The following is a 14986-nucleotide window of genomic DNA, read 5'->3' as shown; positions in this document are numbered from 1 at the left end:
GTCAGTCCTGCTGCAGCGCACCCTGGAGGTCGAGCGTGATCGTGACGTCCTTGCCGACGAGCACGCCGCCGGTCTCCAGCGCGGCGTTCCAGGTGAGGCCGAAGTCCTCGCGGTTGATGACCGTCTTGGCGGAGGCACCGGCCTTGTAGTTGCCCCACGGGTCGCTGCCGAAGCCGCCGAAGTCGAGCTCGAACGTGACGGGCTTGGTGATGCCGCGGATGGTGAGGTCGCCGTCCACGAGGAAGTCGCCGCCCTCGACGCGCGCGCCGGTCGAGACGAAGTCCATGGTCGGGAAGTTCTCGGTGTCGAAGAAGTCGGCGGAGCGGAGGTGCTGGTCACGGCCCTCGTCCTTCGTGTCGACGGAGGTCACGTCGACCGAGGCCTCGACCTTGGCGTCGAGCGGGTTCTCCGGAGCCACGAGCGTCGCGCTCTTCACACCGAAGGTGCCGCGCACCTTCGAGATCATCATGTGGCGGACGCTGAAGGTCACCTCGCTGTGGGACGGGTCCAGGACCCAGGTGCCGGGGCGGTAACCGGGGATGTCGATGCTGCTCATGATTGCTCCTCAGGAGACGTCGGCCGCGGCGGCGGCGAAGGGATGGCACCGCGATCGTCCGCGGCACCCTTCCGACAACATACATTCACTCGCATGTATTCCCGTGTCGAGCAGAAAGTCCGGAGACATCGAAAGCGCCCCGCACCACAGGGTGCGGGGCGCTTCCGAACGAGGATGTCAGCCGACGGCGACGAGATCGATGATGAAGATCAGCGTCTTGCCGGAGAGGAAGTGCCCTCCCCCGGCCGGGCCGTACGCGAGGTGCGGCGGGATGATCAGCTCGCGGCGGCCGCCGACCTTCATGCCGGGGATGCCGTCCTGCCAGCCCTGGATCAGGCCGCGGAGCGGGAACTGGATGGTCTCCCCGCGACCCCACGACGAGTCGAACTCCTCGCCGGACTCGAACTCCACGCCGGCGTAGTGGACGGTCACGGTGTCGCCGGGCTTGGCCTCGGCACCGTCACCCTCGATGATGTCGCGGATGACCAGTTCTGCGGGGGCAGGGCCGGTCGGGGCGTCGAACTCGGGCTTTGTGCGATCAGTCATGGCTCCATCCAACCCGACCGTCGCGCGCGCGGTCAACGCGACCGCACCTGCTCACAGCGAACACCTCGTCGAGCCGCCGTGGCCGCCCGTCGCGGAGACCCTTGACACATCCCCGGGGCCGGGTGCACCCTGGTGGCAGATCAACTCAGCGCCCGGGAGACATGCAGGCATCGCCGCAGCACCGGGCGCTGAGTCTGTCCGGAGCGGTCCCTCAGTAGGCCAGCAGCGCGGCGCGTGCCGCCCTCGTGCGGATCAGCAGGGCACGCTCGTCCTCGACCGCGAGCGGGTCGCGACCGGTGATCGCCCGCTGGCGAACCGCCGCCAGAGCCGTCGCGTCCTTGATGAACTCACGCATCAGCGGCCGGCGGTCGCCGCGCAGCTGCGCCGCCCACGCCAGCCCGACCTTGCGCCCGGCGGGCGTGGCGAGCATCGTGACCTCCTCCGGCGTGAACCAGCCGGCGGCCGCGTACTCGGCCAGGCGCGCCCGCGTGAGCCGCGCCTCCTCTCGCCGCAGCGCGACGATCCCGAGGATGAAGCCGATGAACAGCGGCACCTGCAGGGTGAAGTAGAGCCCGAAGAAGTCGGCGAAGGTGGCCGAGCCGTTCCACAGGCCGTGCAGGAGGATCGCCCCGACCATGCCGAGCAGGCCCGCGCCGGCGGCCGCTCCCGCGGAGGCGTGCCGGCGAGCCACGAGGCCGATCGCGAACCCGGTCAGCGAGGTGAACATCGCGTGGGCGAACGGCGACAGCACCGCCCGCACGATGAAGGTGACGCCGAGCTGCTCGCCGCCGCCTTCGATCAGGCTGATCGCGAAGTACTGGATGTTCTCGGTGAACGCGAAGCCCGCGCCGACGAGCGCCCCGTAGACGACGCCGTCCACCGGACCGTCGAAGGAGCGCCGCGCAAGCAGGAAGATGAGGAAGACCCCGAGGCCCTTCCAGAACTCCTCGACGATGGGCGCCTGGATCACCGCGGAGAACTCCTCGGAGCGGATGTCGAACAGCATAGTGAGGCCGATGTCGACGAGGAGCGTGAGGCCGACCGCGGCCACGGCACCCCAGGCGATGGCGAACGCCACGAGACGCTTGGGCTCCGGCTCCCACCGGTCGATCATGCGCACCCCGAGGAAGACGATCGTGAGCGGGATCAACGCCAGGACGAGCCCGATCACCGAGGCGGTCGGTCCGAGCGCCCAGCCGAAGTAGCCGATGAGCGCCAGGAGGAGGAACCCGAGGAAGCCGAACAGCCACAGCGAGATCGTCCGGCCCTTCTTGTTCGGCACCGGGAGAGCCGGCAGCGACTCGGCGGGCGACGGCGCGACGGGAGCCGGTGGCGTGTAGGGCGTCGGCTGCGCGAGGGCCGACGCATAGCCCGGCTGCTGTCCGAACGTCGGCGGCAGATACGGCGACTGTGCGTACTGCGCGGCGGAGTACGCACTCGGCTGCGCGGGCGGCGCGGACGGCGGCGTGTACCGGGCGGGCTGCTGGGGGTCGGACGGTCCTCCGAAGGTCATGCTCAAAGCTTATGGGGCACAAGCATCCGCGCCGGGCTCTGGGGGCTTCCTCCACCCGACCGGCCGCACGCACCCGGTAGCGTAGAACCATGCGGTTCGCTCACCTGCGCCGTCCAGACTCCTCCCAGGCGGTTCTCGCCGTGGTGGAGGGCTCGGACGCCATCCTCGTCTCCGATCTCTTGTCCGACGCGCCTGCCACCCTGCAGCAGCTGATCGAGCGAGGAGACGCCGGACTCGACGAGCTCCGCGCCGCCCTGCGCGACAGCACGGCCCCGCGCCACCCGCTGACCGGCTGGGGGTTCGCCTCCGCCGTGATCGCGCCGCCGGCCGTGCTCGCCGTCGGTCTCAACTACGCCGCGCACTCCAGCGAGCTCGGACTCAAGACCGACGCCGCGCCGACCGTGTTCACGCTGTGGCCGAACTCGCTGACCGGTCACGACCAGACCACGTCCTGGCCCCGGAGCCTCAGCGAGGCCGTCGACTACGAGGCCGAGCTGGGCGTGCTCATCGGCACGCCCGCGAAGGACGTGCCGGAGGCGGACGCCCTGACGCACGTGTGGGGATACACGGTGGTCAACGACATCACCGCACGGAACATCCAGTTCTCCGAGGCGCAGTGGTCCCGCTGCAAGTCGTTCGACGGCTTCACCCCCACCGGCCCGTTCGCGGTGACCGCCGACGAGATCGCCGACCCGCAGGACCTCCACATCTGGACCGTGGTGGACGGACACACCGTGCAGGACGCCAGCACCGATCAGATGGTGCGCTCGGTGGCGAAGCTCATCGCCCACCTCTCCCAGTCGCTCACCCTGCTCCCCGGCACCCTGATCTCCACGGGCAGCCCCGGCGGCGCCGGCTACTCGCGCGACCCGCAGATCTTCCTCCGCGACCGCTCGACCGTCACGGTCGGCATCGACGGCATCGGCGAGCTCACGACGCACTGCCGCATCCTCGACTGACCCGGACGCGACGAAGGGGACGGGAGCTGCGAGCTCCCGTCCCCTTCGCGTATCCGGTCGACGCTCAGATCTGGATGAGGTCGTCGGGGGTGACGATCGGGATGGCCGCCGTGACCGCCTCCAGGCCCGACAGACGGGCGGGAGACAGCTGCTTGGTGACCTCGTCGCGGGACATGAGTCCGGCCTCGACCACCAGGTCGGCGACGTTGCGGTTGGTCAGCAGGGCCGTCTTGGCCAGGGCGGCGGCCGCCGCGTAGCCGATGAAGGGCGTGAGCGCCGTGATGACGCCGACCGACGCGCCGACCATCGCGCCCAGACGGTCGCGGTTCGCGGTGATGCCCTCGACGCAGTTCACGCGCAGCGTCCACATGGCCTGACGCATCCAGGTGATCGACTGGAAGATCGAGTGCGCGATGACGGGCTCGAAGGCGTTGAGCTGGAGCTGACCGCCCTCGACGGCCATGGTCACGGTCATGTCGGCGCCGACGACCGCGAACGCCACCTGGTTCACGACCTCCGGGATCACCGGGTTGACCTTGCCCGGCATGATGCTCGAGCCGGCCTGGCGTGCGGGCAGATTGATCTCGCCGAGGCCCGCCTGCGGACCCGACGACAGCAGGCGCAGGTCGTTGCAGATCTTCGAGAGCTTGATGGCGTTCCGCTTGAGCGACGAGGAGAACGACATGAAGGCGCCCGTGTCGCTCGTGGACTCGACGAGGTCGGTGGCCGTCTCCAGGTCGAGTCCGGTGATCTCGCGCAGGTGCTTCAGCACGGCGGGCGCGTAGTCGGGGTGGGTCGTGATGCCGGTGCCGATCGCGGTCGCGCCCATGTTGATCTCGAACATGAGGGAGGCGTTCTCGGTGAGGCGGCTGTGGTCCTCGCCCAGGGTCGTGGCGAAGCCGTGGAACTCCTGGCCGAGCGTCATGGGCACGGCGTCCTGGAGCTGGGTGCGGCCGACCTTGAGGATGTCGTGGAACTCCCCCGCCTTGCCGAGGAAGGCCACGCGCAGGGCGTCCAGCTCGTCGAGCAGCGAGCGCAGCGTCAGCGAGAGGCCGATCTTGACCGCGGTCGGGTACACGTCGTTGGTCGACTGGCTGCGGTTCGTGTGGTCGATCGGAGAGAGGAAGGCGTAGTCGCCCTTCTCGCGTCCGGCCATCTCGAGCGCGATGTTGGTGATGACCTCGTTCGCGTTCATGTTCGTCGACGTGCCGGCGCCGCCCTGGATGACGCCGACCGTGAACTGGTCGTGGAACTCGCCGTCGATGACGCGCTGTGCCGCGCGGTCGATGAGGTCGGCCCGCTCGGCGTCGAGGACGCCGATCTCCTTGTTGGCCCGGGCGCTGGCCTGCTTCACCATCGCGAGGGCGATCACCAGTTCGGGGTAGACCGAGATGGGGCGCTTCGTGATCGGGAAGTTCGCATCGGCGCGGGCGGTGTGGATCCCCCAGTACGCGTCGGCGGGGATCTCCATGCTCCCCAGCGAATCGGTCTCGGTGCGGGTATGGGCGGGCGCGGCAGAAGCCATGTCACATCCTCGTGGGTCGTGGCGAACGGAAAAGTGGGGGATACGACCAGTCTACGCCGGTCCCTGCGGGGTTTCCGGGAGAACGCCTCCAGGCGCTCCTCCGGGGTCAGCGCCGCCATTCGCGCGATCCACTCCTCCGAGAAGTAGTCGTCGGTCGGCGCGTCGACCACGGGGACGACCGTGTGCGTGAGGGTCTCCGGCCGCACGTGCACGAGCTGGAACGCCTGGGCGGCGTCCATGCCGTTCACCTCTGCCGCCGGACGGGCGACGTTCATGCTGTAGCAGGTCGCGGACGCGACGCTCACCGGGACGCCGGCGAACAGACCGTGTGAGGAGTAATGCAGGTGGCCGGCGAGGATGCCGCGGACGTCGGTGCCGCGGATGACGGCGGCGAGCTCGTCCTGATGACGGAGCTCGAGGATGTCGAACAATGGCAGATGGCTGGGCAGCGGCGGGTGGTGCATCGCCAGGATCGTCCCATGCGGCGCGGGTTCGGCGAGGACGTCGGCCAACCACGCGAGCTGCGCCGGGTCGAGGTCGCCGTGGTGCCATCCCGGGACGCTCGTGTCGAGGGCCACGAGGCGCAGCCCGTCGAGATCCCACACCCCGGTGACCGGCTCCTCGGTGGGCTCGCCGTCCAGGAGCGCCTCGCGGAGCGCCGGGCGCTCGTCATGGTTACCCGCGACCCAGACCACGGGAGCGCCCAGTTCGGCGGCGACCGGCTCGATCGCCGCACGCAGCCGGCGGTACGCGTCCGGCTCGCCGAGGTCGGCGAGGTCCCCGGTGATCACGATGGCGGCGGGAGCGGGATGCACGGCGCGGATCGCCTCGAGCGTCCGCGCGAACGTGTGCTCGACGTCGTACCGTCCCCCCAGCGCGGCCCCGCCGGCCAGGAAGTGCGGGTCGCTGACATGGATCAGGACATGGGACGCGGGGGCGTATCGGCCGAAGACCGGGGGCGTTCCGTTGGTTGCGGACATGCCCTCAGCCTAGGGGCGGGTGCCGACGCCCGTCCCTGGCGCGCCGGAGGCTCAGTGGCCGACGACGATGAGCAGGATGCCGGCGATGACCGCGGCCCCGCAGAGCACGAAGCAGCCGTAGGCGCCCACGAGGGCGAGGGTCTTCTGCCCCTCGGTGAGCGGGCTCTTCCTCGCCGCCTTCGCCGCCTGCTTGGCGGCCCGCTTGAGCTCCTTCTCGGAGATCACCGTGATGGCGTCGGTGAACTCCGCCGGGCTCACCACGGGGGCCCGGCCACTGCGTACGAGCAGACGCAGGCCCAGGGCGTAGAAGGTGACGATGGCGGCGGCGCCGATGAGCGCGGCGGCGAACACCTGCAGGAAGGCGATCCAGTCGATCGTGACGTTCATGCCGAGTCCCCGTTCTGCGAGGCGTCGGACGAGGAGACGCTGCCGGTCTTCGCGGCCTTCGCGTCGGCCTTGGCCTTGGCCTTCTTCTTCGCCTTGTCCTTGGCCTCGGCCTTCGCCTTCTCCTTGGCCTCGGCGCGGGCCTTCGCCTCCGCCTTGGCCTGAGCGATGCGCTGCTGGCGACGCGTGGGCGGCGGTGTGTCGGGGACCTCGACCGCGAGGTGGGACTCGGCGACGTCGCTCATGGCGTTGGCGGGCGTGACGGCGTTGCGCCGGGAACGCATGTACAGCCCGAGGATGATCACCACGGCGAGCACGGCATCGATGGCCACACCCCAGGGACCGAGCCAGACGACGAGCAGCGCCGCCAGGGCGCCGACCCCTCCGGCCGCGGGCAGGGTCAGCAGCCAGCCGACGCCGATGCGACCGGCCGTCCGCCAGCGCACCGTCGAGCCGCGGCGACCGAGACCCGATCCGATGACCGATCCGGAGGCCACCTGCGTGGTGGAGAGGGCGAAGCCGAGGGCGCTGGAGGCGAGGATCGTCGCCGCCGTCGAGCTCTCGGCCGCGAAGCCCTGAGCCGGCTTGACGTCGGTCAGGCCCTTGCCCAGCGTGCGGATGATGCGCCAGCCGCCGAGATACGTGCCGAGGGCGATCGTGAACGCACAGGCGACGATGACCCAGAGCTCGGGCTCGTGGTGCGCACCGGACTGCCAGCCGATCGTGATCATCGCGAGGGTGATGACGCCCATCGTCTTCTGTGCGTCGTTGGTGCCGTGGGCGAGCGCGACCAGAGACGACGTGAAGATCTGACCCCAGCGGAAGCCGTCGCGCCCGTCGGGCTTGCCGTCATAGCGCCGAGTGATCGAGTAGGCGATCTTCGTCGCCACGAAGGCGATGATGCCGGCGGTGATCGGGGCGATGAGAGCGGGGAGGACGATCTTCGACAGCACGGCGCCGAAGTCGATGCCGCCGAGGCCGGCTCCCACGAGCGTCGCGCCGATCAGACCGCCGAAGAGGGCGTGGGACGAGCTGGACGGCAGGCCGAGCAGCCAGGTCAGCATGTTCCAGGTGATCGCGCCGATGAGTCCGGCGAAGATCAGCGAGAGGAACAGCTCCGCCCCCGCGGCGAGGATCGCATCCTCCTGGATGATGCCGCCGGAGATGGTCTTGGACACCTCGGTCGACAGGAAGGCGCCGACGAGGTTGAGGAGAGCGGCCAGGAGCACCGCGGTCTTGGGCTTGAGCGCCCCGGTCGCGATGGGCGTGGCCATCGCGTTCGCGGTGTCGTGAAACCCGTTCGTGAAATCGAAGAAGAGTGCCAGCGCGATGACGAGCACGACGATGAGGGCTGCGGTTTCCACCGTTCGCTTTCGGTCTTGAGGAAGAGGGAGATGTCGACGGGATCGACGTGACGAACGAAGAGTTCACCGTGGGTTTGACTTCCGTTTACCGGCCCCGGTAAATCCTGCCACCGTCCCCCGTGCCGGTCAACTCGACCTGGGATAGCGTGGGACGGTGACTGACGCCCCGATCGCCGCCCGCCGTTCCACCTTCCGCACGCACCACGGCGACACGGTCGACGACCCGTACGAGTGGCTGCGTGCCAAGGACTCCCCCGAGGTCATCGCGCACCTGGAGGCCGAGAACGCGCACACCGAGGCGGAGACGGCGCATCTGGCGACGCTCCGCGAGACGCTGTTCCAGGAGATCAAGGGCCGCGTGCAGGAGACGGATCTCTCCGTGCCGACGCGACGCGGAGACTGGTGGTACTACAGCCGCACCGAGGAAGGCGCGCAGTACGGCATACACTGCCGGGCCGCCGCCGTCGAGGGCGACTGGACGCCGCCGCGTCTCGAGCCGGGGGTGCCCGTCCCCGGAGAGGTGGTGCTGCTGGACGGCAACGCCGAGGCGGAGGGGCACGAGTTCTTCTCCCTCGGCGCGTTCGACACCTCCGACGACGCGACGAAGCTGCTGTGGTCGACGGACTTCGAGGGCGACGAGCTCTACACCGTGCGCGTCCGCGACCTGGAGACGGGCGTCACGCTCGCCGACGAGATCCCGGACACCGGCAGCGCGTTCTTCACCCCCGACGGCACCGGCATCCTCTACACGACGCGCGACGACGCCTGGCGCCCCGACACCCTGTGGCTGCACCGGCTCGGGACCCCGGTGTCGGACGACATCCAGCTCTTCCACGAGCCCGACGAGAAGTTCTGGCTCGGCGCCGGGATCACGCGCAGTCGTCGCTACCTCGTGATCGGCGTGGGCTCCAGCATCACGAGCGAGGAGTACCTCGTCGACCTGACCGGTGACATCACCGCGGAGCCGCGTCCGGTATGGCCGCGGCGGGAGGGCGTGGAGTACTCGCTCGAGCACGCGGTCGTGGACGGCGAGGACCGCCTGCTCATCCTGCACAATGACGACGCCCTGGACTTCGAGCTCGTCTCCGTGGCGGCGGACGACCCGCAGGGCGAGCGCCGCGTCGTCGTCGCGCATCAGCCGGGACGACGGCTGCTCGGGGTGGATGCGTTCCGCGACTTCGCCACGGTGGAGTACCGCAGCGAGGGCCTCGAGCGCGTCGGGCTCCTGGACTACGCGACGGACGCCGTGGAGGAGCTGCAGTTCGACGAGCCCCTCTACTCGGCGGGCGTCAGCGGCAACCCGGAGTGGCACTCCCCCTTCCTGCGCCTCGGCTACACGTCGTTCGTCACCCCAGGCACGGTCTACGAACTCGACCTCGCGACGCGCGAACTCGTCCTCCGCAAGCAGGTGACGGTGCTCGGCGACTACGACCCCGCTGGCTACGGACAGCGGCGGGAATGGGCCACCGCGGAGGACGGCACGCGCGTGCCGATGTCCCTCGTCTGGAAGCGCTCCTTCGGAGAGCCCGGAGCGACGCCCCGGCCCGTCCACCTCTACGGCTACGGCTCGTACGAGCACTCCATCGACCCAGGCTTCTCCGTCGCCCGACTCTCGGAGCTGGACCGCGGAGTCGTCTTCGCCGTGGCGCATGTGCGTGGCGGCGGCGAGATGGGCCGGCAGTGGTACGAAGACGGCAAGCTCCTGCACAAGCGGAACACCTTCACGGACTTCGTCGCCTGCGCCCGGCACCTCGTCGACGAGGGCACCACGACGCCGGCCCAGCTCGTCGCGGAGGGCGGCAGCGCGGGCGGTCTGCTGATGGGCGCGGTCGCCAACCTCGCTCCGGAGCTGTTCGCCGGGATCCTCGCGGGGGTGCCGTTCGTCGACGCCTTGACCACGATCCTCGACCCCTCGCTCCCCCTCACGGTGATCGAGTGGGACGAGTGGGGCGACCCTCTGCACGACCCGGAGGTGTACGCGTACATGAAGTCGTACACGCCGTACGAGAACGTGCGCGACGGCGTGGAGTACCCACGGATCCTCGCGGTGACCTCGCTGAACGATACCCGCGTGCTCTACGTGGAGCCCGCCAAGTGGGTCGCCCGGCTGCGGGAGGCCGGCGCGAAGGACGTGCTGCTCAAGTGCGAGATGGTCGCGGGGCACGGGGGCGTGAGCGGGCGGTACAACTCCTGGCGCGAGCGGGCGTTCGAGCTCGCCTGGCTCCTGGACACCCTCCACCTCGCCTGACGGCAACGGTCACGCCCGGCATCACGCGCGCGCGGCATCAGGCGCAAGCGCGACATCAGGCGCGAGTGGCTCTCCTGGCCTGATCTCGCGCGGAGGCCTGCACTCCCGTGTCCGACGTGGGCTCAGGCTTCCGCGTGGCATCAGGCGCTCGCGCGGCATCAGGCGCAAGAGGCTCTTGCTGCCTGATCTCGCGCGGACGCCTGTGGTGACCACACGCGACGACTGATCCTGCACAGGGCCAGGATTCCGCGAACGATCTCCCCATCCCGAGTGCAGCGATGGAGAGTGCCGCGCGAGCGCTCAGGGTGGAGGGGTGAGACACACGAGGGTCGAGAGCTGGGTTCGAGAGCAGGGAGGCTCCGCGCATTCGTCGCGCGTACGTGAGGCGGGTTTCACCGAGTACCAGATGCGTCGTGCGGTACAGGAAGGCACGCTCGAGCGTGTGCGCCGGTCGTGGCTCCTCCTCCCCGATGTCGATCCACGGCGCCGGGCGGCTGCTTCGGTCGGCGGGAGAGTCACCTGTGTGAGCGCTGCGGCTCTCGCCGGATGGTGGGACATCGGGGCCACGGACGTGCACGTCGCCCTCCCCCGTACCGCTTCTCGGTTCGACCGCGGCGGCGTCCAGGTGCACTGCGCCCAGGGGCCTGTGCCGGCGCATCAGCGCGCGGCGGTCGATCCCGTCCTGAATGTCCTCTTCCAGGTCGCGCGATGTCGGCCGCCCGTCGAGGCCCGCGCGATCTGGGAGTCCGCCATCCGCCACGGGGCGGTGGAGCTGGATACGCTCGCGCGGGTGCGGTGGCGGTGCCACGCCGCTGACCGCCTCGCTCGAATCGTCCGCGGCCGGTCGGACTCCGGTCCCGAGACGGTCTTCGTCGAACGGATGCGCGCGATCGGCATCGACGTGCGACAGCAGGTGTGGGTGGACGGCCATCCGCTCGACGGTGTCATAGGCGAACGGCTCGCCATTCAGATCGACGGCTTCCGCCACCACAGCGCCGCCGGCGACCGGCGGCGAGACCTCGCGGCGGACGCGAGGCTCGCACTCCGCGGGTATACCGTCCTGCGCTTCGATTACCACCAGGTCATGGTCGATGACACTCACGTGGAGGACACCGTCCTGTCCGCGCTCGCGCAGGGGCTGCATCGCGCACGCCGTCGCGCGACGGCTCGCGCGGAGCAGACCGACCACAAGCTCAGGCACTCGCGCGAGAACAGGCGAGAAAGACAGCAGGACGCCTGAAGCCCCGCGAGAGCCTGACACCGCGCGAGGCCGTGAGAACAGACGAACGCGCGGACACAGGCCCTCACGCAAGTTGAGGCAGGGAAGACAGCAGGACGCCTGAAGCCGCGCGAGAGCCTGACACCGCGCGAGGCCGTGAGAACAGGCGAACGCGCGCATACAGGCACTCACGCAAATTCAGGCAGGGAAGACAGCAGGACTCCTGAAGCCGCGCGAGGGGCTGAAGCCGGCGGTCAGCCGAAGAGGGCGGCGGCCTCGTCGTAGCGATAGCGGGGCACCGTGTTGAGCTCGCCCAGAGCATCCGCGAACGGGACACGGACGATGTCCGTCCCCTGCATCGCGACCATCTGCCCCCAGGCGCCGTCCACGATGGCATCCGCGGCGTGCAGGCCGAGCCGGGTCGCGAGGACGCGGTCGAAGGCCGACGGCGAGCCGCCACGCTGGATGTGGCCGAGGATCGTGGCCCGCGTCTCGATGCCCGTGATCCGCTCGATCTCGGGGGCGAGCAGATCGCCGATGCCACCGAGCCGCGGACGGTTGAACGCGTCCAGGCCCTTGTCGCTGTAGGCCTCGTCCATGCCGGCGAGCTTGAAGCCCTCGGAGACGACGACGAGCGGCGCGCGACCGCGATCGTGGGCGCTCGTGACGAGAGCGGTGATCTCGTCCAGCGACATCGGCACCTCGGGGATGCAGATGACGTGCGCACCCGCGGCCATTCCGGCGTGCAGGGCGATCCAGCCGACGTGACGACCCATGACCTCGGCGACCATGCAGCGCTGGTGAGAGTCGCCCGTGGTCCGGAGCCGGTCCATGGCGTCCGTGGCGATGTTCACGGCGGTGTCGAAGCCGAACGAGTAGTCCGTGGCCCGGAGGTCGTTGTCGATCGTCTTCGGGACGCCGAGCACCTTGATGCCGTCCTTGGCGAGACGGTCCGCCGCCGCGAGGGTGCCTTCGCCGCCGATCGCGACGATGCCGTCGATCTTGTGCCCGTAGAGGGTCTTCGCGATGTTGTCGGCGCCTCCGCGCTCCCCCTCGTAGGGGTTGGTGCGGCTGGTGCCGAGGATCGTGCCGCCCACCTTGGACAGGCCCTTCACCTCATGCCGCGTCAGGGGCATGAAGTCGCCCTCGACGACGCCGCGCCATCCGTCGCGGATGCCGACGAACTCCAGGTCGTAGGTCGTGGCGCCCTTGAGCACGATGCCGCGGATGACCGCGTTGAGTCCGGGGCAGTCGCCGCCGCTCGTCAGGATGCCGATCTTCATGCTGCTGCCTTCGGAGGTCGAGGGATGGGGGTACGGCGACAGTGCCTGCGATCGACACTAGCGCGCCGCCCCCTCGCGTGGCCATTCGAGCGCGTCGAAAACCGGGGATCTTGACGGCCGCGAGGAGTGATAACGCCGAACTTCGCGTTCCGGCAGGATGAGGCCTCGGAATCGCCGTTAAGAACCTGTGTTCTTGACGACGTCTCAGCGCCCGCCCAGAGCCTCGCGCAGAAGGTGCGTGAGCGCCGCCAGCTGCACCGACTCGCTCGCCGTCTCCTCCGTCGCCTCGCCGTCCAGAGCGCGGGCCGCGAGGCCCTGCTTCTGGTCGATGAGCTCGGCGATCTTCGTGTCGATCGTGTGCGCGGCGATGATCCGCCAGGCGGTGACCGGCTCGTCCTGGCCGATGCGGTGGACGCGGTCGATGGCCTGCGTCTGCTCGGCAGCGGTCCACGACAGCTCCGCGAGGACGACGTTCGAGGCCGCCTGCAGGTTGAGTCCGACGCCGGCCGCCGTGAGCGAGCACACCGCGATGCCGACCTCGGGGTCGCCGTTGAAGTCGTCGATGGCCTGCTGCCGTGCCGTGTTCGTCTGGTCGCCGCGGATAGACACCGCGCGGATGCCCGCGGAGGCGAAGTGCGCCTCCGCCTGATCCATGACGTCGATGTGCTTCGCGAAGAACACGACCTTGCCGACCGACCGCTGCAGCTGTGCGGCGTAGTCGGCGGCGAGGAGGGCCTTCGCCTGACCGATGCGGCGCACCATGGTGAAGACGTTGTCTCCCCCGGTGCCGGCTGCCTTCGACTCCTCGAGCTCGTTCTGCGCCACGAGCCGGACGATGTCGTCGTCGATCTCTCCGGGCGCGAGACCGCGGTCGCCGCGTGCCTCGATGATGCGGCGGTAGCGGGCGGCCAGGCGCTCCCCCAGCTCGCGCTCGGCCTGGCGGATGCTACGACCGAACTCGTCGTCGAGCTGCACCGGCAGATCGGCGACCAGCTTGTCGGGCAGGTCGGCGGCGACGTCCTTCTTCTTGCGCCGCACGATGCCCATCGAGATCACCGCGTCGCGGGCCTCCGGGTAGAAGGCCTTGTCCGCGGGCGTGAGCCCCGTCGCATCGAGCTTCTCCATGAGCTCGGGCCCGGGCTTCTCGCCGTTCGTCCAGCCGAGGAAACGCCAGATGGCGTCGAAGTCCTCGACATCGTTGATGAGCGGGGTGCCGGTGAGGGCGAGCATGAGCGGATCGTGCCCCGGCGTGCGCTCGCGCACCTGCGCCGCGAGCGAGAGCACGTTCTGCGAACGCTGCGACGAGAGGTTCTTGATGAAGTGCGCCTCGTCGACGACCATGCCGCGCAGGCCGATCGACGCGAGCCAGGACATGTGACGGTCGAGGATCTCGTAGTTGACGATGAACACGTCGGCGAAGGCGTCGATGTCGTCGCCGTCGCCCTGGATGACCGTGGCACGACGCTGCGGCGTCCACCGCTCGACCTCGCGCGCCCAGTTCATCTTCACGACGTTGGGCACCACGACGAGCAGCGGATAGGCGCCGGCGACGGAGGCCGCGAGCACCGACTGCGCCGTCTTGCCGAGGCCTGGCTCGTCGGCGAGCAGGAAGCTGCGGTGTCCGGCGCGCACAGCCTCGAGGAAACGGGACTGGTGCACCATGATCTCGCGGCCCTTGGGCGAGATGTGATCGAACTCCGGAGCCGGCGGAAGCTCCATCGACGCCGCCGCACCGCCCGCGCCGGTCTCGAAGGCCTTGTACAGCGGCCCCATGAGCTCCCAGCCGTCGAGGCGGCGGCGGGGCGTGCTGGCCGGACGCGGGGTCAGGTCGGGCGCGAGGAACGGGTTGGCCAGCTGACGGGCCTCCACCGAGGGCGGGGTGACCTGACGCTCGGCGATGGCCGCGGGGACCACCGACACCTGCACGGGCGCGGGGTCGGCGATGATGAGCTCCTCCGGCGGGAGCTCGGCCCCCGACTCGAGCAGCCAGTCGCGGCGCATCCGCTTGGCGACCGGCGAGGTGGCCTGGTCGGCCTCGAGCAGCTGGATGAGCGAGGTGTCCCGCGCGGCCGTCTTCGCGAGGATCGTCGCGACACCGTCGAGCCGCTTGAGCAGCTCGGCGCGGGCCGCGTCGGTGATCTCCGTGTCGGCCTTCACCCTGGCGCGCTCCTCGCGCACCAGGAAGGCGATCACCTGGAACTTCGTGCGGTTCGTGGGACCCAGCTTCCCCCGCTGGGACTTCGCCTCGATCTCGCGCACCTTGCGCGCGAGGATCGGGATGAGGGGTGCCTCGTCATCGCGACGGGACGTCTTCTTACGCCGCGGGGCGGCGGTTGCCGTGGTCGGCATGCTCCTCCTGAGCCTGAAGGGCTCCGGCGCCCTCAGGGAGCCGTGAGCCGTTCTCGTCGT

General features: G+C 69.8%; 11 protein-coding genes and 1 pseudogene. 3 read left to right on the top strand and 9 right to left on the bottom strand.

Annotated features, from left to right (window positions below):
• Position 1 precedes the first annotated feature (1 nt).
• The 3 genes from IZR02_RS06785 to IZR02_RS06775 all read right to left on the bottom strand — a co-directional run bounded on the left by IZR02_RS06785 (position 2) and on the right by IZR02_RS06775 (position 2615).
• Positions 2–556 carry a YceI family protein gene (locus tag IZR02_RS06785; protein ID WP_025103197.1) on the bottom strand — a complete coding sequence of 185 codons (555 nt, stop codon included), beginning with the start codon at positions 554–556 and terminating at the stop codon, positions 2–4.
• Between the two features lie 177 nt (positions 557–733).
• Positions 734–1102: an FKBP-type peptidyl-prolyl cis-trans isomerase gene (locus IZR02_RS06780; RefSeq protein ID WP_025103196.1), complete on the bottom strand. Its 369-nt coding sequence runs from the start codon at positions 1100–1102 to the stop codon at positions 734–736.
• Between the two features lie 211 nt (positions 1103–1313).
• Positions 1314–2615, bottom strand: coding sequence for a PrsW family intramembrane metalloprotease (locus IZR02_RS06775; protein WP_025103195.1), 1302 nt, complete (start codon positions 2613–2615; stop codon positions 1314–1316).
• A gap of 89 nt (positions 2616–2704) precedes the next feature.
• Here IZR02_RS06775 and IZR02_RS06770 point away from each other — a divergent pair, with 89 nt between their 5' ends.
• Positions 2705–3574 carry a fumarylacetoacetate hydrolase family protein gene (locus IZR02_RS06770; protein WP_025103194.1) on the top strand — a complete coding sequence of 290 codons (870 nt, stop codon included), beginning with the start codon at positions 2705–2707 and terminating at the stop codon, positions 3572–3574.
• Between the two features lie 64 nt (positions 3575–3638).
• On the opposite strand, the gene IZR02_RS06765 is transcribed toward IZR02_RS06770, so the two are convergent.
• The 4 genes and pseudogenes from IZR02_RS06765 to IZR02_RS06750 all read right to left on the bottom strand — a co-directional run bounded on the left by IZR02_RS06765 (position 3639) and on the right by IZR02_RS06750 (position 7827).
• Entirely contained in the window at positions 3639–5099 is a 1461-nt protein-coding gene (locus IZR02_RS06765; RefSeq protein ID WP_025103193.1) for an aspartate ammonia-lyase, read from the bottom strand.
• A 68-nt stretch (positions 5100–5167) separates the two neighbouring features.
• A pseudogene (locus tag IZR02_RS06760) lies at positions 5168–6079 on the bottom strand (phosphodiesterase); the annotation flags it as partial.
• A gap of 51 nt (positions 6080–6130) precedes the next feature.
• Complete coding sequence (locus tag IZR02_RS06755; protein WP_025103191.1) at positions 6131–6466, bottom strand: hypothetical protein; 336 nt, start codon at positions 6464–6466, stop codon at positions 6131–6133.
• Positions 6463–7827: an inorganic phosphate transporter gene (locus IZR02_RS06750; protein WP_025103190.1), complete on the bottom strand. Its 1365-nt coding sequence runs from the start codon at positions 7825–7827 to the stop codon at positions 6463–6465. The genes IZR02_RS06755 and IZR02_RS06750 overlap by 4 nt, the downstream gene beginning before the upstream one ends.
• Before the next feature lie 154 nt (positions 7828–7981).
• On the opposite strand from IZR02_RS06750, the gene IZR02_RS06745 reads away from it, so the two are divergent.
• Together IZR02_RS06745 and IZR02_RS06740 are read left to right on the top strand one after the other, a co-directional pair.
• Positions 7982–10075: a S9 family peptidase gene (locus IZR02_RS06745; protein WP_025103189.1), complete on the top strand. Its 2094-nt coding sequence runs from the start codon at positions 7982–7984 to the stop codon at positions 10073–10075.
• Positions 10076–10646: 571 nt separating this feature from the next.
• Positions 10647–11315, top strand: a complete 669-nt coding sequence (locus tag IZR02_RS06740) for an endonuclease domain-containing protein (RefSeq protein ID WP_254385433.1) — start codon at positions 10647–10649, stop codon at positions 11313–11315.
• 233 nt (positions 11316–11548) lie between these two features.
• On the opposite strand, the gene IZR02_RS06735 is transcribed toward IZR02_RS06740, so the two are convergent.
• Both IZR02_RS06735 and IZR02_RS06730 read right to left on the bottom strand, forming a co-directional pair.
• Positions 11549–12577 carry a 6-phosphofructokinase gene (locus IZR02_RS06735; protein WP_217316585.1) on the bottom strand — a complete coding sequence of 343 codons (1029 nt, stop codon included), beginning with the start codon at positions 12575–12577 and terminating at the stop codon, positions 11549–11551.
• 204 nt (positions 12578–12781) lie between these two features.
• The gene (locus tag IZR02_RS06730; RefSeq protein WP_062766558.1) at positions 12782–14926 is read right to left on the bottom strand and encodes a DEAD/DEAH box helicase; all 2145 of its coding nucleotides are present in this window, start codon (positions 14924–14926) and stop codon (positions 12782–12784) included.
• Positions 14927–14986: the final 60 nt, after the last annotated feature.

The sequence above is a fragment of the Microbacterium paraoxydans genome (assembly GCF_019056515.1).
Lineage (GTDB): Bacteria > Actinomycetota > Actinomycetes > Actinomycetales > Microbacteriaceae > Microbacterium.
This window is presented reverse-complemented; position numbering and strand designations above follow the sequence as displayed.